General features: G+C 27.7%; 23 protein-coding genes. 7 read left to right on the top strand and 16 right to left on the bottom strand.

Going from position 1 to position 23,418, the window contains the following annotated elements:
- Positions 1 to 523: 523 nt before the first annotated feature.
- Entirely contained in the window at positions 524 to 709 is a 186-nt protein-coding gene (locus tag PZA12_RS09050; RefSeq protein WP_077839461.1) for a hypothetical protein, read from the top strand.
- A gap of 74 nt (positions 710 to 783) precedes the next feature.
- On the opposite strand, the gene PZA12_RS09045 is transcribed toward PZA12_RS09050, so the two are convergent.
- Complete coding sequence (locus PZA12_RS09045) at positions 784 to 1,212, bottom strand: RrF2 family transcriptional regulator (RefSeq protein ID WP_077841802.1); 429 nt, start codon at positions 1,210 to 1,212, stop codon at positions 784 to 786.
- A gap of 324 nt (positions 1,213 to 1,536) precedes the next feature.
- Here PZA12_RS09045 and PZA12_RS09040 point away from each other — a divergent pair, with 324 nt between their 5' ends.
- Positions 1,537 to 2,646 carry a DEAD/DEAH box helicase gene (locus tag PZA12_RS09040; RefSeq protein WP_078115252.1) on the top strand — a complete coding sequence of 370 codons (1,110 nt, stop codon included), beginning with the start codon at positions 1,537 to 1,539 and terminating at the stop codon, positions 2,644 to 2,646.
- A gap of 215 nt (positions 2,647 to 2,861) precedes the next feature.
- Here PZA12_RS09040 and PZA12_RS09035 read toward each other — a convergent pair whose 3' ends face one another.
- Positions 2,862 to 3,554 (bottom strand): cyclic nucleotide-binding domain-containing protein, encoded by a 693-nt coding sequence (locus PZA12_RS09035; protein ID WP_078115251.1) that lies wholly within the window; start codon positions 3,552 to 3,554, stop codon positions 2,862 to 2,864.
- A gap of 171 nt (positions 3,555 to 3,725) precedes the next feature.
- On the opposite strand from PZA12_RS09035, the gene PZA12_RS09030 reads away from it, so the two are divergent.
- Together PZA12_RS09030 and PZA12_RS09025 are read left to right on the top strand one after the other, a co-directional pair.
- Positions 3,726 to 4,148 carry a DMT family transporter gene (locus PZA12_RS09030; RefSeq protein WP_017208937.1) on the top strand — a complete coding sequence of 141 codons (423 nt, stop codon included), beginning with the start codon at positions 3,726 to 3,728 and terminating at the stop codon, positions 4,146 to 4,148.
- 21 nt (positions 4,149 to 4,169) lie between these two features.
- The gene (locus PZA12_RS09025; RefSeq protein WP_078115250.1) at positions 4,170 to 4,631 is read left to right on the top strand and encodes a DMT family transporter; all 462 of its coding nucleotides are present in this window, start codon (positions 4,170 to 4,172) and stop codon (positions 4,629 to 4,631) included.
- A 95-nt stretch (positions 4,632 to 4,726) separates the two neighbouring features.
- On the opposite strand, the gene PZA12_RS09020 is transcribed toward PZA12_RS09025, so the two are convergent.
- The 7 genes from PZA12_RS09020 to PZA12_RS08990 all read right to left on the bottom strand — a co-directional run bounded on the left by PZA12_RS09020 (position 4,727) and on the right by PZA12_RS08990 (position 11,911).
- A complete protein-coding gene (locus PZA12_RS09020) occupies positions 4,727 to 5,506 on the bottom strand; it encodes a M48 family metallopeptidase (protein ID WP_078115249.1) in 780 nt (259 codons plus the stop codon).
- 81 nt (positions 5,507 to 5,587) lie between these two features.
- Positions 5,588 to 7,624 carry a GTP-binding protein gene (locus PZA12_RS09015; protein WP_103699173.1) on the bottom strand — a complete coding sequence of 679 codons (2,037 nt, stop codon included), beginning with the start codon at positions 7,622 to 7,624 and terminating at the stop codon, positions 5,588 to 5,590.
- Between the two features lie 279 nt (positions 7,625 to 7,903).
- Positions 7,904 to 8,605 (bottom strand): lysophospholipid acyltransferase family protein, encoded by a 702-nt coding sequence (locus PZA12_RS09010; protein ID WP_077842624.1) that lies wholly within the window; start codon positions 8,603 to 8,605, stop codon positions 7,904 to 7,906.
- 264 nt (positions 8,606 to 8,869) lie between these two features.
- Positions 8,870 to 9,796 (bottom strand): ribonuclease Z, encoded by a 927-nt coding sequence (locus PZA12_RS09005; protein WP_077842623.1) that lies wholly within the window; start codon positions 9,794 to 9,796, stop codon positions 8,870 to 8,872.
- Between the two features lie 69 nt (positions 9,797 to 9,865).
- Positions 9,866 to 10,648, bottom strand: coding sequence for a peroxide stress protein YaaA (gene yaaA / locus PZA12_RS09000; RefSeq protein ID WP_078115247.1), 783 nt, complete (start codon positions 10,646 to 10,648; stop codon positions 9,866 to 9,868).
- Between the two features lie 84 nt (positions 10,649 to 10,732).
- Positions 10,733 to 10,888 (bottom strand): hypothetical protein, encoded by a 156-nt coding sequence (locus PZA12_RS08995; protein WP_168983008.1) that lies wholly within the window; start codon positions 10,886 to 10,888, stop codon positions 10,733 to 10,735.
- 426 nt (positions 10,889 to 11,314) lie between these two features.
- Positions 11,315 to 11,911, bottom strand: coding sequence for an FMN-dependent NADH-azoreductase (locus tag PZA12_RS08990; RefSeq protein ID WP_078115246.1), 597 nt, complete (start codon positions 11,909 to 11,911; stop codon positions 11,315 to 11,317).
- A gap of 362 nt (positions 11,912 to 12,273) precedes the next feature.
- On the opposite strand from PZA12_RS08990, the gene PZA12_RS08985 reads away from it, so the two are divergent.
- Both PZA12_RS08985 and PZA12_RS08980 read left to right on the top strand, forming a co-directional pair.
- A complete protein-coding gene (locus PZA12_RS08985; protein WP_077839452.1) occupies positions 12,274 to 12,762 on the top strand; it encodes an RNA polymerase sigma factor in 489 nt (162 codons plus the stop codon).
- Positions 12,755 to 14,146 carry a hypothetical protein gene (locus PZA12_RS08980; protein WP_078115245.1) on the top strand — a complete coding sequence of 464 codons (1,392 nt, stop codon included), beginning with the start codon at positions 12,755 to 12,757 and terminating at the stop codon, positions 14,144 to 14,146. Before PZA12_RS08985 ends, PZA12_RS08980 begins: the two co-directional genes overlap by 8 nt.
- A gap of 103 nt (positions 14,147 to 14,249) precedes the next feature.
- Here the strand turns inward: PZA12_RS08980 and PZA12_RS08975 are convergent, their stop codons facing one another.
- Positions 14,250 to 15,482 carry a hypothetical protein gene (locus tag PZA12_RS08975; RefSeq protein WP_078115244.1) on the bottom strand — a complete coding sequence of 411 codons (1,233 nt, stop codon included), beginning with the start codon at positions 15,480 to 15,482 and terminating at the stop codon, positions 14,250 to 14,252.
- Between the two features lie 491 nt (positions 15,483 to 15,973).
- Here PZA12_RS08975 and PZA12_RS08970 point away from each other — a divergent pair, with 491 nt between their 5' ends.
- Positions 15,974 to 16,276, top strand: a complete 303-nt coding sequence (locus PZA12_RS08970; RefSeq protein WP_078115243.1) for a hypothetical protein — start codon at positions 15,974 to 15,976, stop codon at positions 16,274 to 16,276.
- A gap of 177 nt (positions 16,277 to 16,453) precedes the next feature.
- Here the strand turns inward: PZA12_RS08970 and PZA12_RS08965 are convergent, their stop codons facing one another.
- From PZA12_RS08965 to PZA12_RS08940, 6 genes are all read right to left on the bottom strand, one after another.
- Entirely contained in the window at positions 16,454 to 17,968 is a 1,515-nt protein-coding gene (locus PZA12_RS08965) for a sensor histidine kinase (RefSeq protein WP_078115242.1), read from the bottom strand.
- A 2-nt stretch (positions 17,969 to 17,970) separates the two neighbouring features.
- Positions 17,971 to 18,651: a response regulator gene (locus PZA12_RS08960; protein WP_078115241.1), complete on the bottom strand. Its 681-nt coding sequence runs from the start codon at positions 18,649 to 18,651 to the stop codon at positions 17,971 to 17,973.
- A 148-nt stretch (positions 18,652 to 18,799) separates the two neighbouring features.
- On the bottom strand, positions 18,800 to 19,306 hold the full coding sequence (locus tag PZA12_RS08955; protein WP_078115240.1) for an NUDIX hydrolase: 507 nt from the start codon (positions 19,304 to 19,306) through the stop codon (positions 18,800 to 18,802).
- Positions 19,307 to 19,507: 201 nt separating this feature from the next.
- Positions 19,508 to 21,193, bottom strand: a complete 1,686-nt coding sequence (locus PZA12_RS08950) for an IS1634 family transposase (RefSeq protein ID WP_181006061.1) — start codon at positions 21,191 to 21,193, stop codon at positions 19,508 to 19,510.
- A gap of 327 nt (positions 21,194 to 21,520) precedes the next feature.
- On the bottom strand, positions 21,521 to 22,744 hold the full coding sequence (locus PZA12_RS08945; protein ID WP_103698943.1) for a macrolide family glycosyltransferase: 1,224 nt from the start codon (positions 22,742 to 22,744) through the stop codon (positions 21,521 to 21,523).
- A 159-nt stretch (positions 22,745 to 22,903) separates the two neighbouring features.
- The gene (locus PZA12_RS08940; protein ID WP_077839444.1) at positions 22,904 to 23,356 is read right to left on the bottom strand and encodes a hypothetical protein; all 453 of its coding nucleotides are present in this window, start codon (positions 23,354 to 23,356) and stop codon (positions 22,904 to 22,906) included.
- Positions 23,357 to 23,418: the final 62 nt, after the last annotated feature.

Below are 23,418 nucleotides of genomic sequence, written 5' to 3'. Positions count from 1 at the left end.
AAATATTTTATAAGAACAAATAACATATTAAACTTATTAAAAATAAAAAACATCCCGTCCTAAATAGGACGAAATGTATAAATTTCGCTATGCCACCTAATGTATATATGCTATCAGATACTATTATGAAATTCAGCCTAACACAAAATCCCCATAATTATATCCTGTCATTTTAACGGCTGACTTCCCGTACATTCCTACTCTTAAGATTTCAAAATGTCACCTCAAAGACCCATTCAATAATATCTTCAGTACTCGACTCTCACCAAACATCGAACTCTCTTTACACTAAGTTTTATTATCTACTATTCTTATCAAAGGTTTTAATTTATTGAAATTATAATAACATAGTCTTAAAAATAATACAAGCCCTTTTAACATAGATATTTATCTATAATATTAACTAAAAACATTATAGAAATATATAATTCACAATAATTATTTAGATTGAATATACTACCTAGTAATTAATTATCATCTACACTTAATGGATTATTTATATTTTAATGAAAGGAGTTTTCATATGGAAACAGCATATGATTTATTTAAAAAATTATTAGTAGTTATGGCCGATATAGATAGAATTTTAGATGAAAAATCTAAGGTAATTGACTCTAAACGTAATGAAATCTTAGATAAAAAAATAGATTCCTTGGAATTAGAAATGTTTGAATTAAAAAACAAATTAAAAAGCATTAAGCTAAAATAAAATAAGCCTACAGTAATGGTAGGCAGTACATATTTAGTAGCAGTAAATATATATCTACTGCTACTAAATCATGATTAAATATAATACATATCTTCTCTATTGTATTTTTTATAATCGTTAACCAAATCCTCTAAAGTTATTGAATTGAAAAAATTAATTATTTTATTATTTATAACATTCCACAAATTTTCGCTCATAAAATTTTCTATTTCATTTTCATCATTCTCTATATCAATTAGAAGTAAATCACCTTCTAGAACATTTAATATATCTCCAACTGTAAATTCTCTAGAACTTTTAGCCAAAAAATAACCTCCTTGGGCTCCCTTTTTAGCATTTATAATACCTCCTTTTCTTAAAGAAGAAAATATTTGTTCCAAATATCTCTCAGATATTCCTTGTCTTTCAGAAATACTTTTTACAGTAACCATCTCTGAAACCGAGAATATACAAATATCAATTAATGCTCTTAATCCATATCTACCTTTTGTTGAAATCTTCATAAAATCACCGTATCTTGCCTTTCTTCTATATTTAATTATATTAAGACACATTTAGAAAATCAACTATTAAAAGTTTTGCTTTACATACGATTTTCTTCAAATCTTTCTTTACCAATATATTAAATAATATCTTTTTTCCCATAATTGTAAATACATTTTCTTCTTCCTATTATAATTTAACACATTTTATTATTTTGTAAAACTCTTTTATATAGTAGATTGACTTTTAATGCTAGATAATTATATTATAAAGAATAGTGTCTAACATAAAAAGAAATACTTAAATTGATACTTTATTTGTAAATTATGAAAGGTATGAAAATAATGAATTTTAAACAATTAGGTCTTAGTGACGATTTAATCAAAATACTAAATAAATCAGGGATTGCTGATCCCACACCAATACAGAAGCAAAGTATCCCCCAAATAATAGACGGTAAAGACGTCATTGCAGAAGCAGCTACTGGAACTGGGAAAACCCTTGCATTTTTACTTCCTCTTTTAGAAAATATAAATCCAAAATCTAATGAAATTCAAGCTCTCATATTGACTCCAACTCGAGAGCTTGCAATACAAATAACTAATGAAGCTAACAAACTCAAAGAATTTAATGATATAAGTATATTGCCTGTTTACGGAGGTAAAGATATTGCTTCTCAGTTAAAAAAACTAAATAATAATATTCACTTAATTATTGCAACTCCAGGCAGACTATTAGATCATCTAGAAAGGAAAACAATCGACTTAAGTAAGTTAAAAACTTTTATTTTAGATGAAGCAGATCAAATGTTACTAATGGGATTTAAAAACGAAGTTGAATCAATTATAAGCAAGATGCCTAGAAAAAAACAAATTCTTTGCTTTTCAGCTACAATTGACTCTTCTGTAAAAAAACTAGCTTATAGATATATGAAAAATCCTATTGAAGTATTCATAAAACAAGATGATATAGCTCTAGATGCTATAGAACAAGACATTGTTGAAACTACTGATAGAAAAAAACGAGATGCTTTATGCAAAGTTCTAGATGAAGATAATCCATTTATGGCTATTATATTTTGTAGAACAAAAAGAAGAGTTGATGAACTTGAAGCAGTCCTGCATACTCGTAAATATAATTGCGAAAAATTACATAGTGATATTCCTCAAAATAAAAGAGAAAGAATAATGAAATCTTTTAGAAATGCAGAAATTCAATACTTAATTGCTACCGATGTTGCCGCAAGAGGACTAGATATAAACGGAATAACACATATCTACAATTATGATATTCCTGAAAGCGTTGAAAGTTATATACATCGTATTGGTAGAACTGGAAGAGCTGGCGAAAGCGGCTATACATGTATGTTTATAGATCCAAAGAACATAAAAGACGTCAACGAAATTGAGGATGTAATTGGATTTAAAATAAGAAGACGAAATGTAGAAATATAAAATTTAGACCACTAGGAGTTTTGAAAATACTAAATCAAAATTTTGTATAAATAAAAAGTCCACTACTAAATATAACTTTAAATTTAGTAGTGGACATTTTTTAATACTATTCTTAATATATAATTCAATGCATATTTATCTAAATAAGCCTTTGCATCAATCTATGCTAATTATATGTCTGGTAGATCCTAACAATAAGTAAATAAAACAATTTGTTATTTATATAAGTCTCCTGCTAAATACAATAATTTATCATAATCTTGAATAAAATATTCCTTATTATCTCTTTTCAAAATCCCTTCTAAGCAAAGCTTATTCAATGTTCTACTTAAATGTCTATAACTTGTTCCTAGCAATTCTGCTATTTCAATGTAATTTTCTCTAAATACAATTTTTCTAGTATTTGAATTTTCAATTTCAGAGAATGCTATTATATAACTAGCAAGCCTATTTTCAAGTGGATATAATAAGTTTATTGAAGTATTAGTACTGCTATTTGTTAATTTCTCACTCAAATAGCTACATAAATTCACCAAAAACTTACAATCATTTATTAGAATCTTTCTTACAATATCAAATCTAATTCCTATACAGTAAGTGTCCTTAATTGCTTGAACACTGCAATCAGTTGGATTATTTCTTACAAATTCAGCATCTCCAATTATTGTAATCGGGCTATAAAATGATATTAATAATGATTTACCATTTTCTAGATGTTTAGATACTTTGGCTTTTCCTTCAACCAAAAAATACATATTTTCTAAAATCTCTTCTTCCCTACAGATATATTCATTTTTATTGAACATATATAGTTCCATATATCTTCCCATATCTTCTGAAAATAGGTTTTCTAATTTATTTTTATTTATGTATTCTGAAAGCCTGATATTATCTTCTATCTTTATCAATGAAGTCAACTCCTAATATATATTGAATAAAAAATTAATTTTAAACATGACATTTGTCCTATATAAATCTCATTATAGTAATTTACAATATAAAGAGCAACTTTCCTTTCGAAATAACTCTTAAAACTATTTATAAACAAAATAATAAATTTATTTAAGGAGATAGCACTTATGTATAATATTTTATCATTACTAATAGGCGTACTTATAACTATTATGATTGCTTTCAACGCTAAATTATCTGACGGACTTGGCAACTATTCTTCCTTAATTGTAATTCACTTTGTGGGATTGATAATTGTTATAGGAATAGTTATCTTTAAAAAGATTAAAATTACTTTTAAGAATAACTTACCATTATATCTTTATATTGCTGGCGCTATTAGTGTTTTTACCGTTATGTTTAATAACTTAAGCTATGCAGCTCTTGGAGTTTCTCTTCCTGTTGCATTAGGACTTCTAGGCCAACTATTAACTTCATTAGCTTTTGATCACTATGGATTCTTAGATGTACCAAAGTCTAACTTTAATAAGAAAAAATTTATAGGACTCTTAGTTATAATAGCTGGAATCTTTATCATGTCATTTTTTTAAAAGAAAGGAGCAATTATCAATATGTTTTTTGTTTTAATTTCGATAGCAGCTGGCGCTATTGTAGTAATTTCAAGAATTCTAAATACTAGACTTTCTGAGAAGGTAGGGTTAGTACAATCAAGCTTTTTTAATTATATTACTGGTTTAGTTGCATCAATATTATTATTTCTTATTATAAAAGATAAATTTTTACTTGAACAATTTCACACTCTTCCACTTTATGCTTATCTAGGTGGTCTATTAGGAGTAATTGTTGTCATCTTATCTAGTGTTATAACACCAAAGATGTCCTCATTTTATGCTACTTTATTAATATTTATTGGACAACTTTTTACTGGAATCATTTTGGATTGTGTGATACAAAACACTATTCCATTAGCCAAAATCATCGGGGGACTTTTAGTTGTCTTAGGTTTAGCGTATAATTTGCATATAGATGCATCTACACAAAGACTTACACAATTAGACGAAAATGTTATATAGGCTAATCTAGAAGTATGTGATTATAAAAAGAGGTAACATATAAAAAACAAAGCGTTACCTCCAAATCCACATATTATATTTTACAGTGTTATATCTCATAAATACATATTTAATCCATTTAATTTAAGCCATTCATGTTTTTCTTTATAATCCGGCATTATTTCATGAACTCTATTCCAGAAATCCTTTGAATGATTCCTGTGGTCCATATGGCACATTTCGTGTACAACAATATAATCCAAAACATCAGGTCTTGCCATGCTACATCTCCAATTAAATAGAATAGCATTTTTCCATGTGCAGCTTGCCCACCTTCTTTTTTGTTCCTTCACTCTTATATCTGTAACCTTGTCTCTAAAATTCTTTGAATAATAATCTATTCTTCGTGTAACGATCTCTAAAGTTTCTTTCCTATACCACTTTTCAAATGCTGCCCTTAATTTTTCCATTTCCATTGTATTTGTGTGTATAATAAAACTTTTCTCCTCATTACTGATATCTATATCTCCTAATAGCTCTTCACCATTTCTATATACATTATTCGAATTTCCACTAAGTTGAATAGATATGTTTTTTATTTTTTCATCAAAAATTAATTTAAAAGAATACTCTTTTCCTAAATATATAAATGTGCTTCCTGGTGTAAAATCTCTCTTAGTCTTTTTTGAATTTCTTTGAATCATTTCTTTCTGCTTTTCAAAAATCCAATCTGACCTTTTTCTCACAACTAACATAATATAATCTTTGCTAGTTTTTAAAGGAGCACTAACAACAACTTTTCCACTTTCTTCAATTTTAATACATATAGTTTTTCTTTTCCTCCGAATCAACTCAAATTCTATAATCTTCTTTTCAATCTCCAATTTATATTTCATTTTATCTCCAAATTATTAAATTTGCATTATAATTATTAAAATGAGTAATTACCTAAATGTAAATTTACTGTAGTAACTTATTTATGCATCAAATTCAATATGCATTTCCTCATCAGCTCTATCCCATGTGACCAAATAGCCTTGACCATGCGAAGAAAATACTGATGTTGACGTATATTCAATATCAGCGTTTTTATTGTATGCTTTAGTTTCTATTACTTCTTCACTATTATGGCATAAATCATATCCATCATATATCAAATTTATGCTGCCTTTCCCTCTTGTAAAAGCTATAACTTCCATACTGTAATCCATAAATGTTGAGACTGGTCCCCTCCCATTTACTATCACTTTGCTTTCTAGCATTTCTATAGGTTCAAAAGTTCCACTTAGTTTTTGAATATCTGCCAAAATTCTTCCTACATGTTCATTAGAGGCTTCTATTACAAATTTATAATATGGTTCCAATAGTATATTGTAAGCTTTCTCTAATCCTTGCCTTAATGCCCTAAATGTTGCCTCCCTAAAATCCCCCCCACAAGTATGCTTGTTATGGGCTCTTCCAGTTAATAGTGTTAACTTTATATCCGTTATAGACGATCCTGTTAATATACCATGATGCTCTCTCTCAAAAATATGTGTTCTAATTAAATTCTGATTTCCTTGAGTCAAATCATCGTCATGACATTTATTTTCAAAAACAATTCCACTATTCCTTGGCAACGGTTCAAGTTTAAGATGCACTTCTGCGTAGTGTCTTAATGGCTCAAAGTGTCCACGACCTATAGATTCTTCTGCTATAGTCTCCTTATAAATAATTTGACACTTACCAAAATCAACTACTAAACCAAACCTTTCTTTAACTAACTCCTTCAATACCTCTAGCTGAATTTTCCCCATTACATGTACATGGATTTCTTGAAGAATTTCATTCCATGTAACATTTAGTGATGGGTCTTCTGACTCTAGCACTTTGAAATACCTTAAAACTTCACGAGCATTGCAATTTTTATCAAAAATCACTTTAGACATTAAGGTTGGAGTCATTTCGTATTGTGTTTTTTCTTTTAGATCCCCAATACCATCTCCTGCTACTGCCTTTGAAATACCTGTCACAGCAAATAAATCTCCAGCTTCTACAACATCTACTGCTTTAAATCTTTTCCCATTATATATTCTTATACTGCTTATTTTTTCAGTAATTTCGTTAGAATTATTTTGTACATGATCGAATTCTTTTACGAATTCACCACCATAGCTTACTTCCTCTCTAATCTTTAACTTTCCTTTTAAAGCTTTAATAAAAGTTACGCGATTTCCATTTTCATCATGACGAATTTTATATACACGCCCAGAAAATTTTTCATTACTTTTATACTCTGTATATGTTAATTTGTCAATAATATTTAGAAATTCTATTATTCCATCATCTTGAAGTGCAGATCCCCCAAAACATGGAAATACTTTGTTTTCTTTTATGAGTGATATAAACGTTTTTATCCAAAGATCATAATCATAGTTTCCTTCAATATATTTTTCTAAAAGTTCATCATTATGCTCACTTATAAATTCTATTAAATACTCATTTAAATTGAACTCATCAAATTTGTTTATATCATCTATTTCTTCTTTGCTGTCATAAATAAAATTATTATCTATATAACACGCATCACTAGATAAATCTCTTTTTATTTCTCTTACAACTCTATCTTTATCTGCTCCAGTTCTGTCTAATTTATTAATGAAAAATATAGTCGGAATCTTATATTTTCTTAATAAATTCCACACTGTCTTTGTATGACCCTGTACTCCCTCAACTCCGCTTATAATGATTATCGCATAATCCATAATTTCTATAGACCTTTCCATCTCTGTGCTAAAATCAATATGTCCTGGAGTGTCAATTAAGTAGTACGTAGAACCATTCAGTTCAAAAGTCCCTTGATCAGAAAATACAGTTATTCCTCTTTCTTTTTCAATATTATGACTATCTAAAAATGAGTCTTTATGATCTACTCTTCCTCTATTTGCTATACTTTTTGTATGATAAAGCACTTGTTCTGAAAATGTAGTCTTCCCTGCATCAACATGTGCTAAAATCCCTATTGTCTTTTTCATCAAATCATCCTTATAGTTTATTTATAAAATAATTATTTATCTTTAATCTTCTACTAGTATTTACTTAAAGTATATCACATAAATTATTTGGAAGTAATATAAAACAAATGCACAATATTCAACTAAGTAATCTCAAAGAAAAAACATAATTTAAATTATATCTATAATTATGATAATTATTATATAAAATAAATTTCTTCTTCCCATAAAATTATTTGCTAAAAATTGCGCATTAGTATTAATACGAATAATTTGGTTCTAAAAATTATTAACTATTCTTTATTTTAAGTTATCTATAATTGTATTTCTTATATTCTCTGCTAAATTATACTCTTCTTCTTTTGATAAGTCTTTAGTAGCAATAGCTTTCCCAAATACCACTTTTATTTTTGTAGGTTTAAATTTTCTAGTATCTTCAAATGCTCTAGAAGCCCTATCTATACTTACTGGCACTATTATAGCTTGAGATTTAGTTGCTAATTTCAAACTTCCTTTTTTGAATTGCCCTACTTTTCCCTCTTTATTTCTAGTTCCCTCGGGAAATATAACCATTGAACTTCCATTCCTAATATTTTCGATTGCCTCATTAATTGATGCTATAGCAGCTCTTGTATTACTTCTGTCTAAAGGTACACATTTGCTCTTTTTCAACCAATAACCTAGTATCGGAGTTTTTAACAATTCCTTCTTGGCGATAAATCCCATCTTCTTATTTACAGTATAAAGCAATATTATTATATCTAATATACTTGAATGATTACCTACAAACACGCATTGCTCTTCAGGTATATTTTCCGTGCCCGTCACATCTAATTCTATTCCTATTATTTTTAAAGTGAATTTACTCCAAAGATATGCAGTTTTTCTTACATATTCCTCAGCAGATTCATCACCTTGAGTTCTCAAAATAAATGTATGCTTAACTCCTTTTATCCTTACCCACAGCATATAAAAAACATAATATATTTTTTTAAAAAACATTTCTTGATTTCTCCTTTTTCTTTTGTCTCCAATTATTATATAATTTCTACCATATTATACTCTTTTTTTATTACATTGGCTATTTATATATGTAAGAATTATATAATTTCATCTTTCAGATTCACACCCAACTCAAATTTATGTTAATTTTCTTACTATCAAGTATAACTTCAAACCATATAAATATTTAGATTGATTTAATCTAATATTAAAAGTAAAAAAACATAAAACTAATATTCAAAATTGGTTTTATGTTCTCCTGGATTAGTCTTCATTAAAATTTAAAGTTGTTTTATACCTATCAAAACCAATTATAGTTTTATCGAAAACTTCATTTGCATTATTTAAGTATTCTTCTGGTTCGTTCATCGCCGTTCCAAAATGGGTTAATAAAAGTTTTTTAACATTGCCTTTGAGTGCTAAATCAGCCGCTTCTCTAAAAGTCATATGTTTATTTTTAATAGCTTTAGGTAAATCTTTATCATCTCCATAAGTACCCTCACAAATGAAATAATCACTATCACTAATAAATTCTATTATATTTTTAATTGGTCTTGTATCTGTAATTATACTGACTTTTATTCCTTTCCTCTCTTCTCCCATTACCATATCATTCGTATATAAAACACCATCTAACACAATATTTTCTTCATTTCTTTGCAACCTATTCCACAGAGTTTTAGGAACTTTATTTTTTTCAGCTTTCTCCACATCAAATTTTGGCTGCCGTTTAAAATAAAAACAATAACCTATACATGGTGAAGAATGATCTAACTCTAGAACTGATATATCTACATCTAAATTTATACTACCATCAAATAATTTAAAGGTTTCTTTAGGATTTTCTATTATATTAATTTCATACGGCAACCAATTTGCTATTACTCTTAATTTTTCTACTGTTTCTCTTATTCCTTCTGGGCCTATAATTGTTATGGGTTCAGTTCTTCCACTATTACCTATCGTTCCAAGAAGTCCTGGAAGTCCTACAATATGATCGCCGTGGGTATGAGTAATGCAAATAATATCTATAGACTTAAATCCTGTATTTGATATTCTCATTGATACTTGAGTACCTTCACCGCAGTCAACCAGGATTTTCCTACCTTTATAATTTATCAGTGTAGCTGATAAAAATCTATTGGGCATAGGCATTCCACCTCCGCAACCTAATAAAAGTATATCAATCATCTAATTTCACCTCCTTTATATAAAATACATTAAATTAGCTTGTCTAAAAGCAAGTAAATCCAAAATTATCTAGTATCTATTATGTATATCTCTAGTAAATACCAAGTCCGCTTCATTAGATAACTCTTCATTAAATTCATAACCATCGTGATTGAATTCTTTTAATTTTTCTAAATCTTCTATCTTATTTCTTATAATAAAAGAGGTCATCAGCCCTCTTGCTCTTTTCGCCATTATAGTTATTATTTTATATTCTCCATTTCTGTATTCCTTAAATATTGGTGTTATAACCCTTATGTCGTCTATTCTTTTAATATTTTCTATTGCTTTGAAATATTCATAAGAAGCTAAATTAACAATGGTCTTATTTTCACGTATTTCTACATCTTTCAAAATATTATCTATTAATTTATTTCCCCAATAATCATATAAATTTTTAAACTCGCCAATACTCAGCTTCGTTGCCATTTCTAACCTATATAAGTTTATTCCATCAAAAGGCTTTACAACTCCATAAAGTCCGGATAATATCCTTAGATTATCATTTGCATAAAAATAATCTTCCATCGTATAGCTTCCTACATCAAGTCCCTTAAAAACCTCACCTTTAAATGCAACTAGACATTGTCTTGCAGATTCTAAAGACTCTGACCAATTTTGAAATCTTTGAGTATTTAATTTAGCTAGCTTAGGACTTATTTTCATAAGCTTTTCCAAAGATAGATTATCATATTTTTTCAACTCCTCAACTAATTCTCTAGCCTCATTTAAGAAATATGGCTTAGTCATTGGTAATGTTTCATTAAATTTAGAAAAATCTAAAGTTTTAGCTGGGGAAATTATTATCATCATTAAGTTTCTCCGCCTTTCATTTATAATATACTTCTTCTAGTTAATATAAATTTATTATTAAATACTTACTTTGTGCTGTTCAGGTTACTTATCAAATAAACCTCCACCGTTACCCACTTTTACACCTTTAGAATGTTTTCCTATAACTTTTTTTGCCCTTTGATTATTCTTAATATTATTATTTTTTTGTTTCTTTTCCTCAATTATTTTTTTCATAATTTCTATGCTTTTATCGTTCATGTAAAATTCCTCCGTTTATAACATATTTATTTCTGCATTTAATCTTAATAGAATAATTTTCAGCTTATTAAATCTTTAAACATAGATTTATTATTGTAACATATATAATTTAGTTTAATAGTTACCAAATTATTTTACAATATAGAAAATGTATTAAAGTTTATGATTACTACCTAAAAAGATTTATTTATATAGATACCCCAACTAAGACCTGAATTTATTCATATAACTCTCCGAAATGAATAATATACTTTTCTTCCAGTTAGAATATATCTCATAGTCTAAGTATAGTTTATGATTGTGTTATCTATAATTTATGAAAGTTTTCTAACATTTGTATCTAGAAATAACCGGATAGATAAAATTAATCATTATTAACTAGTTAATTTAATAGTTAATAATGATTAATAAATAATATTATTAAATTTAGAAGTTCTTTGCAGTTTCCTTTGCTTTATCTATAGCTTCTTCTAGTATTTTATCAACATTTTCTCCTTGTACATCTAATTTCTCCGCTGAAATAGTTGTAATATCTTTTATTCCAAAAAAGCCTAGTATACTTCTTAAATAGATACCATCAAGCTCATATGGTGTTTCAGCATATGATCCACCTCTTGCCGCAATATATACAGCCTTTTTATTTTCTAAAAGTCCTACAGCTCCTTCTTGTGTGTATTTAAACGAAATTCCTACTACACTTATATAATCAACATATGCCTTTAATATCGCTGGAACACTTAAATTCCACATTGGTGCTGCTATAACATATTTATCAGCTTCTGCAAATTGATATGCATATTTAAGTACTGGATGACTTTTACTCTCATCGTTTTTAGGTCCGAATACTGTATCTAGATCCTTACTTCTTAAGAAATCTATATCTGTTTTATACAAATCTAATGTAATAATTTCATCATCGGGATTATTTTTTTTATATTCATCTATGAAGTTATCTGAAATTTTGAAAGTTCTTGATTGACCTTCCGGTTTTGCATTTGCTTTAACATATAATACTTTGTTCATGTATCTATCTCCCTTACTATATTATTCATATATAAGTTTGCACAGCTTTTTCATTTCTATTACTAAAAGTGATAGTTTTCTTTTACCTTGATTTCTCCCTATAAGCTGCTACACAATATTTCAGAAAAAGTGCTTTTATATTATATGTTACTTAGTTTAATGACAGACATATATGAAAATATTATTTTTCGAATTTTAATTGATTAAACTCTTAATATCTTTTAAAGTATTCTATATACAATTATTACTCGTATATACTTATTCTAATAAATTGAAATTCATCATAAACTAAGAAAATTATTATCGTTTGCAAAATTTTGTTGTTATAAATCGTATTAAGTATTGGAGGGGGTAAAAATCAAATGGATGAGTTGGATAATAACAAAAGTTACATTCATTACTTAATAGAAACGTATTCCGATATGCTGATTCGAATTTCGTATTCATATATGAAAAATTTAAGTGATGCCGAAGACATAACCCAAGAGGTTTTTATAAAACTACTTGAAAAACGACCTGATTTTAAGAACGAAACACATGAGAAATCCTGGTTAATTAGAGTTGCTATAAATTTAAGTAAAGATAAATTAAAGTCTTCTTATTTTAAAAATACCACATCATTAGAAGATGATTTTGTTGATACAACTCAGGAAGATAATGATGTAATCCAAGCAGTACTTAGCCTGCCAGTAAAATATAGAAGTATCGTTTTTTTATATTATTATGAGAATTATAGTATTTCTGAAATTTCTAATATTTTAAACATAAAGGAATCTACTGTAGGTTCACAACTTAGCAGAGGACGAAAATTACTAAAATCTATACTAAAGGAGGATTTTGAATATGAATAAAATTAAGAGCTCTTTTTCCAAAATAAAAGCAAGTGAAGAATTTAAAGACAAGCTAAAAATGGAATTACTAAATGATGCTTCACAATTAAGAATAAAAACAAATAAAAATTATTCTCCACTTGGATTAAAAGCAGCTGCTGTCTTATTAATACTTTTAGGTACCGCTAGTTTTAAACTAATTATAAATAATACATATAAACACCAAAATATAGATTCTGGAAATACGACATATGCCTCAAAAGATGAATTAGATAAATTCACTAATGATAATTCAATTTCTTCTCCTGTTTCTAACAAAAATAATAACCATGCTATTGATAATAATAAATCAAATGTAAAAGCTGAAAACTCTACTGGTATAAAAAATAGTTCAAGTTTTCATGATAATTCACCAAGTACTAACAATAACTATGACAACAATAATAATAGTAATAATAAAGTTAAATATTCTAAAGAGACGACTTTAGGAAATACTAGCACTAATGAAAATGTAGCATCAGTTTCCCAGAATTCTGATAATAATAATCTAACACCTTCAAATGATATAAATTCATCACAATATGCAACAACTTCAAGCACTACTACTAATAATTCTAACAAGAATGAAGCTTTGACTCTTAATTCAACCTTGAGAAGTTTTAGTTCGAATACTGTATACATTCCAAAATTTCAGATACCTGATCTTCATGATAGAACTAAATCAGTGAAAATGGTTCCGTTAATTGTTTACAACGGAAATGTATATCTCCGCGCGCCTATATTAATAGATTCAAAAGATATTTTAGGCAGAAAAATCGGTACTACAACAGGTGAATTAAATAACTTTAATCCTATGAACACATATTCTAAAAATATCATTTCTAATATAGGTACTAATGATGTATATGCGGTAAACGGATATGATGAAGATTTTAGAATAATGACTAATGTAACTTTAAGTGATGGGACAAATCACCCTGAAATTTATGAGTGCCTTAATGGAATTACAATAACTACCGGAAATGATTTTTTTGGAAAATTTAATCTCCCTGGAAATATCGTAAACGCCAGAGTTCAAACTCAAACATCTAGTGATTCGAATAATGAAAAAGAAAACTTCTATACAACTAGTGATCCTAATTTTCTTAATTCTTTTGTTCAAGAACTAGATGATTCAACTCCATATCTACCGGAAAATATAGAGAATTCTTTAGATGACTATACAAATAATGATAAATGTAAAAAAATATTCTTAGATTTAAAAGATGGTAGTAAAAATGTTCCTTTTACGATATTAAGGAATGGTTATATATACTATGGAGAATATCCTACAATCTACTTTAAAATTAGCACTAACTTTATAAATGAAATTTGGGGTACCCCCTCTATAATTAGCGCTAATTGACCTTTTAATTAAAAAATAGTAGGGTCTGTCTGTTATATTCCCTACTATTTTTATAAAAGTCTTCTTACCATAATATATTTATCAATATTCTATTTAAATAGCTCTATTCTAGTGGCTTTGAATTCATAAATTCTTTAACAATTTCATCACAATTTTCAATATTCACAAAAAATATCACACTATAATATATGTTATTTTCTTTCCAAACATAATTAACCTGAGGCACGATACCTTCTTGTGAACGTTTAAATACTTGATTATTTTCAATTCTTAATTCTTGAATTTTCTTCTCTACATTTCCTTCTTTATTAATTTTAATATACTTATTTTTCATCATTTCATCATAAACTGATGAATTCGCAGACTGAGTAAATGTTATCGAACCATTTTTGTTTGAATAAAGATTATTTATTTCATAGCATGTTTTTTCTTTGTTATTATTCAAATCTCCAACTAATCTAGCAGTGGAGTTAGTTATACTTATATTATTATTAATTCTAATTGGAAATTTAGGATCAAATTCCAGAGCATTTTTTGCTTCTTCTATATCATCTCTGTCATAAATGTTCATTTCTACATCTCCACCATTAAGATTCTTTATACAATAATTTAAATCTTTTGTATCTTCAGGATATTTTAACGATTTCACTATATTTTTTATATCATCACTTGAAAGTTCTAATGAGTTATTACTACTCCTTTCGCTTTTAGAATCCGATTTATATTCCACACTATACCATAATCCATCATCTTTCCATGAAAAATAATTATTAACAGCTTTTATTTCACTTAATTGGTTTTCCATAGCTTTTTTTACCGGAAATGTGGTTGTTAAAATAACACTTAGTCCATTTATATCCCCTACTTTCATTGGTTGCTTAGAGATTTCCACCTGAGAATTTTCTAATGCCTTAGATTTCCCATTTTCTATCACTTTTAGTGATTCTGAAGGATCTTGTTCCGATATTTGTAACGAATATATTCCATCTTTATTTCCGTAAACTATTTCTAAAACGCTATCTTTATCAGAAATCCTTTTCAATTGAAGCTCTTGAACTTTGTAGCCCTCTGGAAAAAAATCTAGAACTTTAAATCTAAAGTCCGATACCTGCTCCACTCTTTCTATGTCATTATAAAATTTTATAGGTGCATCAATAATAAATCTATGTTGTTCCTTCATCTTATCCATGTTATTTGAACTTATTTCATAAAGACTATTTTCTTGTGTAGCTTTAGCAACTATAAAATTTGTAAGAAATACTGCTGTTATTGCAATGCAACTTAGAATAAATCTTGTTAATTTATTATTATATCTATTTCCCAACACCTTCCCCATTGTATTCCTCCTTTTATTCATTATTCTTTTCCTTTTAGTTATGCATATTTTAAATCATTCCAATAATCTAAGAGTATGGAACCAGACACTTCTTAATCCTAAATAATTTATAGAAATTATTTATAAAGAAATTGAGTTGTCCTTTAGCTTCTTATGATATAACTATTGTAATAATTTTACAATAATTATATCATAACTCTTGGTTTATTAAATTTGTTTTTTTAAAACATTTTTCCTTATTTTATAAACATTTAAGCTCAATTTTTACTTATTTCTTTATCATTATTGTCTCTCAGCGTATAAGTAAATATTAATGATAATAACTATTCTCTAGTAGAATACACTTATAAAAGAATATAATTACTCTAATGTAATAAAGAACTATTTGTCTATTTATTTCTCCCATATTATAATTAGGTATAAAAATATCTATTATTAGAGCTTAAGTACCTAAATAACTAAATTATTTTCGTGGAGGATGATAAAATAATATGATAGATTTACTTTATAAATTATTGCCTATGGTATTCTTACTAATACTGAGTCAAGCTATCTACTTAAAGTTCGATGAAAAATACAAATTTACAGATATAATAAATTCAAAAATTAAAGTTCAACAAAAATGGAAACAATTTATTTGTATACTCTTTTTAGCGATTTTTTTATTATTTATTGCCGCTATTGGTATTTATGTGATTGAAATTCCTACAATTGTTTACTCCATGTTATCCGGTGTTTTAACTGGTACAAGCATTGGTATTTCGAACAAAATAAAAATTAAAAATAGTTTATAATATGTACTTTCTAAAAAATTTAAGTTCATTGAAACTTATCTTAGGATATCAGGCTATATAAACTAAATAATTTTATAATGAATAAATTATATTATTGAAAACTTATATATAAATTAGGGAGCTGCCGCTAACAGATTTTAATCTGATATACCGACAACTCCCTTTGTATTTTTATTTTTAATTTGCTGCTGAACTTAAATCTATCTTATCAATTTCAAACCAAAAGTTAACTCCATCTTCAGTGTTTTCCACTCCATAAGCATTACTATGAAGATCTGCTATCGCCTTTACTATAGATAAGCCCAAGCCATAGCCTCCATAAGCTCTTGTCCTAGCTTTATCTACTTTATAAAAGCTATTCCATATCTTATCCAAATATTCATCTGGTATATGCTTTCCTGTATTAAATACATTTATTCTTATTTTATCTTTAACACTAATCTTATTTATCCTAATAATCTTATTATTGTCTACATGATTAATTGCATTATTAATGTAGTTTGTAAGTATTTGCTCTATACGAGTCATATCTCCGTATACAATCACGCTTTCTCCGGGTTCAAATTTGATTTCTATACTTTTTTCTTCGAAAGTTGATTTATATCTATTAAGTACATATTCTATTAATGATACTAAATCAAATTCTGTTTTTTCTATATGAAAATAACCAGATTCAATTTGTGATAAGTTTAATAAATCTCTTACTAATTTATTCATTTTATCAGTTTCATTCATAATAACATCACAGTAAAATTTCCTATCTTCATCACTTTCTGTAACATTGCTTACAAGCCCTTCCGCATAGCCTTGTATTACTGATAGCGGAGTTCTTAACTCATGAGAAACACTTGAGATAAATTCTTTTCTCATTTCGTCTATTTTTCTTTCCTTCTCTATATCTTCTTCTAATTTCTTATTCTTTATATTTAATTCCGTAATTGCCCGACTTAGCTCTCCAGATAGATAATTAACACTTTGTCCAAGCTGTCCGATTTCATCTTTTCCATTTATATTGCATTTTTTACCAAAATTGAATTTAGCCATATTCTGCGCTATGCTATTTAATTCTAGTATTGGTTTTGTAAATCTTTTTGAAAACCAAAATGCCCATAAGCTACCTAAAAGTATAATTACTCCTCCAATAATTAATATAAATCTATTTGCAATATCAACACTTTCACTTATTGAGACTAATGGAACTCTTATAGCAAGGATGTCACCATTATTTGTTTTAGTTACAAGAGTTAGAAAGTTTATTTTAAGCTGAACATCCCATCTATTTTCAAATGTATACTTACCTTCACTATATGTATTGTTAATCTTATCATTTTGAGCATCCGAATCTGGTGGTGGTTCTATATTAGGTCTAAATTTATTCCCCATATTATCAATTATATTTTTTTCATTTGGCAGTCGCCTTGAAGATTTATATATGAGTTTACCCTCTTTATCTCTAATATCAATACTGCCTCCTATTATATTTGCGGTTCTATCCAATTCATCTTGAATATCATTTGGGTCTCCAGTATACATATCAACTAAATGCTTTGCATTATTTTCAAGCATATTTTCTTTATTCTTAATATAGTATTGCTGAAGATATAAGTTATTTAATATCCATAAAGCAGAGATAAAAAAAACTAACAATAAAGTTATAGATAAAAAAAGTTTTGATCTTAATGACTTATTCATACCTATTCCTCAAACCTATAACCGTAACCACGTACTGTTTGTATATAATCACTTTTTCTATCTAACTTTATTCTTAATCTATTTATATGTGTATCCACTGTCCTTAAGTCTCCATAATAATCATATCCCCATACCTTATCTAATATTTGCTCTCTACTTAATGCTTTTCCATAATTTTCAGAAAGATAAATCAATAGTTCATATTCCTTAGGACTTAAATCAACAACTTCTCCATCTATAACCACTTGATGGGCACTATGATCTATTGTCAATCCATTAAAATCTTTGAGCTCCTTATTACCTCTATCTTCTGAATTTGCCCTTCTCAAAACAGCATTAACTCTCGCTATTAGTATATTAGGACTAAAAGGTTTTGATATATATTCATCAGCTCCAATATCTAATCCAAAAACTTCATCAAATTCCTCTCCCCTTGCAGTTAGCATAATAATCGGAACTTTAGATTTCTTTCTTATCTCTCTGCATACAGTAAATCCATCATATTCTGGCAGCATTACATCAAGAATTATTAAATCTATATTTTCCTCACTAGAGAACAAATTCATAGCTTTCTTTCCATCATCAGCCTCAATTGTTACATACCCTTGTTTTTTCAGAAAATCTGTCACGAGTTTTCTTATTAATGGTTCATCATCAACAACTAGTATCCTTTTCCCCTTCATTATATCCCTCCACAAAAATATCAATTATTCTTATTGTAGCTAATTTTTGTTACAAACATGTCACAGATCATTCTGTTCTCTTAAAATAAACAAATATTAAGATATGTATTATAAATTTTCTTGTCTTACTTGATATAACTAACTACCTCTAATATTCACTAACTTTATCATCAATTAGGGATAACATATCATAAATTTCTGGATATTCAAATAGTTCTCCAGATAAAAGCATATTATTAAATTCTTCAATAGATACAAATTTAACGTTACTAACTTCTTCCTTTTGAAGGATTAATTTCGATAACTCAACATCCTTATATACAAAATATATATCCCAAATAGAATTTTCACGAAATATTCTACGAATAAAATTTAATTCATCTTTTTCAATAGATAATCCTATCTCCTCATTAACTTCTCTCAAAGCTCCTTCCTCTGAGCCCTCTCCACTAACCATACATCCTGTAGTTAGTCCCCACATATTAGGAAGTACATCCTTGTTACTTGATCTTTGTTGAATTAATATTTCGCTTCTGCTATTAATTATCCACACTTCAGTTGCTAAATAATATTCACCATCTTCTAACTTTTCGGACCGTTCTTTTCTTACTTCAGTTTTATATCCTTTATTATTGTATATATCTCTTAATTCCATATTGCATCTCCTATTTAATTAATATAAAGTTAATAATCAATTATATATCTCATATTTCGCTGAATGCTATGCATTTCAGTGAAATATCTTTTCTTTATTTAAAGTTTGGAATAATATATATCTATATGTGAATTATTCCATAGTAAATTTCTAAACTATCCCTAATGGAATCATTATTAAATTTTTTGAAATATATACTTGTTAAATAGCATGTCCAACAAAAATACTTTCATCCAAACCTAAATAATTCAATATCTGCCGTTGATTATCTTTTAGTGGTTTTTGAAACTTTCTTATACAATTGTTATTAACTTTAATTACTTGTATAGGCACATACTCAAAGATACCCATTATAGCTTTTAAACTCGGCTTGGACATTTTTATTTTTCCAGGTCCAAGTATAATCGTATTATCTTTCTTCATCTCACGTCTGACTACATGTTCCATTACTGATAAAATCATTAAACCAATAAGTATCATGTATGTTAAGGCTTCAACTCTTTTGGGAGTTTTTACAAAAAGGTCATCTATAAACTCTGGTGCTTTTAGCTGCTGAAACTTTTTCTCTACGCTGCTTTGAGTTTTGTATTCTTTCAGCATTTCTTCACATGAAATATCAGAATCATTACTTGCTAAGATGAAAGTACACTCTCTTTCAATTGCTGCTTCAATTTTTGAATCTTCACGGTTAATTTCTAAATTAATAGTATATTCATATTCCTTTTGTGAATCCTTATTATCAGCTTTTTTACGCTTACGTTTTTCATTCATTTCAATATTCAAATTAACAGAATGGTATTTTAATTTTTTCCCTTTAGTCTTTAAAAACTCTTCTATTTCTTTTTGTGAATCTGCTTCGCACGCGAAGCTACGCTTGGAAAATACTTTGATTTTTTTCTCTAATTCGGCATATTCTTTTTCTGCATGCCTAGAAATAGTTTTCCTTTTGGTTTCTTCAAGAGTGAAGGAATAACAGACTGCCAGTTTAACTGGAATCCCCTTATATTCTGATTTATAATCTAATACTTGATATTTAACTTTTTTACCTTGGGCATTTTCAAAAATAACATCTTTTGTTAACTGTCTTTCACTAAAAAATTTACCAATATAGATTTTAGACATATTTGTTGTTTCAGGAGCTCTTGTTATAAATTTTATATCTCTACCATTTGCTTTATTAATATTTTCTTCTGTAAAAAATGCACTATCTGCAACATAGTAGAATGAATCTTTACTAGTTTTGGATTTTTTTAAAATTTCATCAACATCATCTATAGCGTCATTATTATAAGTTTTATCATCTGTATTACCCGAAAGAACTTTTGCGTCTACAACTATACCGTTAGCTGTTCCAATTCCAATTTTTATTTGTTTCTTATCATTTCTTTTATCTTTACTATATCCATAATCAATTGATATTTCATCTATTTTACCTTCTTCTGTTTCATACTGGCCCCACATTACCTTTGAGGTAGTATCGTAATTAATATTCTTTATACTCAATCCATACGTAGCGAAAGCAGTCATACTTATTTCAGAAAAAATTTTTCTTGGACCAGCTTCATGAAAATTATCAAGAAAACAGCCAAATCTATCATCTGTAAGATTATGAGGCTTCGCATCGCTGTTAAATGTCCCTTCAATATCAATATGTTCAAAATACTCATCCATAAGATATAATGGTCGTCTTGAATGACAAAGATTTGCTAACATCATTTGAGCCATTATCCCATAAGCTATATCAGGCTTTCTCCCATTTTGTTTAGTCAAATATTGATCAAAGATGTTGATAACTCCTAGTTTCTTACACATACCTGCTACAAGCGTCGCTTTTCCATGGCTATATGCTTCCATTTCAATATTTTCCAATAACAACTCTTTATCCATTCCAATCCCCCCATTAAATATTATTTGCATACCGTAATCATAATAATTTTTAGTCAAATAATATAGTGAATAGTTGAGGTTAAATAGGAAAAATTAGTTAGGCGGAATATGAGATATATAGCTTTATTTCTTTTTGAAATATTATAATAAATATACTATACATAAATTATAATATTATATTTCATTTAATGCGAATTTCTTCCATATAAATTATAAATTTTTAAAATAAATATCGCATAATTCAAATGAATTTGCGATATTCTAGCACCTTATGTTTATATACAATAAATCTAAAATAATTAAATTTGATTTATCAATAGCTAAATCTTATTTCATAGAATTTTTTAGCTTTATTATTTCATCAACTCCAACTTTATATCCTCCTGCTTCCCTTAAGGATTCACCTATCTTCTCACTGTTAAGCTTAAAGTTATCATCTGATAGTATCTCAGCTACACATTTATTTAGTGCTTCCGGCGTAATTCTATTTTTTTCTATCACAATCCCTGCGCCAAGCTCAGCAACCCTATTAGCCACAAAAGGTTGATCAACCGATTGAGGTATTAAAATTAATGGTATGTTAAAGTATAAACCTTCATTTGTACTATTCATGCCACCATGAGTGATAAATACATCTGCATATTTTAATACCTCTAATTGTGGTACATAGTTACGAACTATAAAGTTTGATGGGATATTTTTAAATATGCTTATATCAATTTTTCTGCCTACAGACATAATAACTTTTACATTCATATTGCAAAAAGCTTTAAAGCAACACTCATAGAATTCAATAGAATTATTGAATATAGTTCCTAGCGATATATAAATTACCTTCTTATCCTCATTATTTGATAAATCAAAGTCGATACTTTCTTTTCTATCTATTACTGATGACCCAATAAATTTATAACTTTCATCAAAACTTTCGCTATATGGTTGAAAGTACTTAGATGTATATACAATATTAAGCATTCCTTTCTTTCCAGATCTCTCTATAATACTAGGAAACTTTATATTATACTTCTCTTGTAATTCATTGACAAAGTCCACATAATTATGACTGCTTAGAATTTCTTTAATCTTTGGCTTAGCTCCTTCCATCTTTAACTTAAATTCTTGTGAGATTGGTAGATCTAACAAACTTTTTATTATTTTTTCATTTATTGCAAAAATGCTACTAGAAGAAATTGTTGGTATATTTAATACTCTTCCAACTTCTTCACCTAATATAAACGAAGAATCGTAAATAATATAATCAAATTTTTCATCTAATTTGAAGATCTCTTCGATTATTTCTTTAAAAGTATTAAGGGCATTCAATAGTTTTTCATTAGTTTCTAAATTTAAACTACTGGTAATTAAACTAGATAAATCAAATAAGTTTTTATGCCCAATAAACTTGGCACCTGTTTTTTCTATTTTATCTCTAAACTCTTCTCCTGCTATATATGTAACATCTTCTCCTCTATTTATGAGTTCCCTAACTATTCCTATAGTTGGATTAACATGTCCGTGACCTAACATATTTACAAATAAAGCTTTTGACATTCTTTTCACTCCTTTGCCCTTATTATATCTATATTTGTGATCTACAAATATTTGTTTTTTGCAAGACTTTAAATATTAATTTTATATTATCTAATGTTTATTTAAAAAATCCACGTATTACTAAAAAGTAATCCATGGATTTTTATTTTTAAGAAAGATTTAAAACCGCTTATTTGGTTGGATTTGATATGCTGCCATGCTTATATTTTGGCAATACTCCGCATCAAAGTCTGGTACATCCCAATCTATTTCAGATTTATGAAATACTCCTTCATTGTGACTACCTTTTTCTATATATACTTCTCCATCCTGTATTATTGTAACTGGCATCAAGCTTCCAAACTTTACAGCTACTGGACCTTGTATAGTTTCATCGCTCATTTGCATAAATTTTCTATCCTTAGGAATAAAAATTCCGTCACATTGCCAATCACTAGGAATAGTTTCTCCTGAGTGGAGAACATACCACGAATTATCATAGTTTCCTCCATCTGTTTCCCTTCTTGGTCCATATACAACAATTGTTTCAGATGTTGAATTCGTTATTATAGCATTCTGATCCTTATGTTCTAGCTTTTTTTTAGTCGCAATAGTCATAGTTGAACTACTCATATTTCTCCTCCTTTGATTACTTTTTATCTTACGTTACTAATATACCCAACATTAATTAACTA

This window comes from Clostridium beijerinckii, from assembly GCF_036699995.1.
Classification (GTDB): domain Bacteria; phylum Bacillota; class Clostridia; order Clostridiales; family Clostridiaceae; genus Clostridium; species Clostridium helianthi.
Note: the sequence above shows the minus strand (reverse complement) of the source record. Positions and strands in the feature narration are given on the sequence as shown.

Excerpts from the sequence above, each read along its gene's own strand:
- PZA12_RS09050 (WP_077839461.1), top strand. The coding sequence starts at position 524 with ATGGAAACAGCATATGATTTATTTAAAAAATTATTAGTAGTTATGGCC.
- PZA12_RS09045 (WP_077841802.1), bottom strand. The coding sequence starts at position 1,212 with ATGAAGATTTCAACAAAAGGTAGATATGGATTAAGAGCATTAATTGAT.
- PZA12_RS09040 (WP_078115252.1), top strand. The coding sequence starts at position 1,537 with ATGAATTTTAAACAATTAGGTCTTAGTGACGATTTAATCAAAATACTA.
- PZA12_RS09030 (WP_017208937.1), top strand. The coding sequence starts at position 3,726 with ATGTATAATATTTTATCATTACTAATAGGCGTACTTATAACTATTATG.
- PZA12_RS09025 (WP_078115250.1), top strand. The coding sequence starts at position 4,170 with ATGTTTTTTGTTTTAATTTCGATAGCAGCTGGCGCTATTGTAGTAATT.
- PZA12_RS09020 (WP_078115249.1), bottom strand. The coding sequence starts at position 5,506 with ATGAAATATAAATTGGAGATTGAAAAGAAGATTATAGAATTTGAGTTG.
- PZA12_RS09015 (WP_103699173.1), bottom strand. The coding sequence starts at position 7,624 with ATGAAAAAGACAATAGGGATTTTAGCACATGTTGATGCAGGGAAGACT.
- PZA12_RS09010 (WP_077842624.1), bottom strand. The coding sequence starts at position 8,605 with ATGTTTTTTAAAAAAATATATTATGTTTTTTATATGCTGTGGGTAAGG.
- PZA12_RS09005 (WP_077842623.1), bottom strand. The coding sequence starts at position 9,796 with ATGATTGATATACTTTTATTAGGTTGCGGAGGTGGAATGCCTATGCCC.
- yaaA (WP_078115247.1), bottom strand. The coding sequence starts at position 10,648 with ATGATGATAATAATTTCCCCAGCTAAAACTTTAGATTTTTCTAAATTT.
- PZA12_RS08995 (WP_168983008.1), bottom strand. The coding sequence starts at position 10,888 with ATGAACGATAAAAGCATAGAAATTATGAAAAAAATAATTGAGGAAAAG.
- PZA12_RS08990 (WP_078115246.1), bottom strand. The coding sequence starts at position 11,911 with ATGAACAAAGTATTATATGTTAAAGCAAATGCAAAACCGGAAGGTCAA.
- PZA12_RS08985 (WP_077839452.1), top strand. The coding sequence starts at position 12,274 with ATGGATGAGTTGGATAATAACAAAAGTTACATTCATTACTTAATAGAA.
- PZA12_RS08980 (WP_078115245.1), top strand. The coding sequence starts at position 12,755 with ATGAATAAAATTAAGAGCTCTTTTTCCAAAATAAAAGCAAGTGAAGAA.
- PZA12_RS08975 (WP_078115244.1), bottom strand. The coding sequence starts at position 15,482 with ATGGGGAAGGTGTTGGGAAATAGATATAATAATAAATTAACAAGATTT.
- PZA12_RS08970 (WP_078115243.1), top strand. The coding sequence starts at position 15,974 with ATGATAGATTTACTTTATAAATTATTGCCTATGGTATTCTTACTAATA.
- PZA12_RS08965 (WP_078115242.1), bottom strand. The coding sequence starts at position 17,968 with ATGAATAAGTCATTAAGATCAAAACTTTTTTTATCTATAACTTTATTG.
- PZA12_RS08960 (WP_078115241.1), bottom strand. The coding sequence starts at position 18,651 with ATGAAGGGGAAAAGGATACTAGTTGTTGATGATGAACCATTAATAAGA.
- PZA12_RS08955 (WP_078115240.1), bottom strand. The coding sequence starts at position 19,306 with ATGGAATTAAGAGATATATACAATAATAAAGGATATAAAACTGAAGTA.
- PZA12_RS08950 (WP_181006061.1), bottom strand. The coding sequence starts at position 21,193 with ATGGATAAAGAGTTGTTATTGGAAAATATTGAAATGGAAGCATATAGC.
- PZA12_RS08945 (WP_103698943.1), bottom strand. The coding sequence starts at position 22,744 with ATGTCAAAAGCTTTATTTGTAAATATGTTAGGTCACGGACATGTTAAT.
- PZA12_RS08940 (WP_077839444.1), bottom strand. The coding sequence starts at position 23,356 with ATGAGTAGTTCAACTATGACTATTGCGACTAAAAAAAAGCTAGAACAT.